Origin of the sequence: Aliiroseovarius sediminis (genome assembly GCF_022678485.1) — a bacterium.
In the GTDB taxonomy this organism is placed as follows: Bacteria; Pseudomonadota; Alphaproteobacteria; order Rhodobacterales; family Rhodobacteraceae; genus Aliiroseovarius; species Aliiroseovarius sediminis.
The window spans coordinates 1-202 of the sequence record NZ_JALBYP010000006.1 but is presented as its reverse complement, the minus strand read 5'-3'; the positions used below and the strand labels follow the sequence as shown (position 1 = coordinate 202).

Genomic DNA, 202 nt, shown 5'->3' with positions numbered 1-202 from the left:
GAGATCCGCAAGGAGATGCAGGAGATCGCCGGAAAGTGGCGTCGGTTTGGCTACCACCGGATCGGCGTCCTGCTCGAACGCAAGGGGATGACCATGAACCACAAGAGGCTCTACCGCATCTACCGCGAGGAAGGGCTCTCGGTGACGCGACGACGGGGCCGCAAGCGAGCCCGCGGCACACGCACACCGATGCCGGAGGCCG

1 protein-coding gene is annotated in these 202 nt (G+C 65.8%); it reads left to right on the top strand.

What is annotated here, in order from left to right; genetic code table 11:
* Nucleotides 1-202 (top strand): IS3 family transposase (locus MN186_RS00030; protein ID WP_242110741.1); only part of this gene is annotated, 202 nt, incomplete at both ends.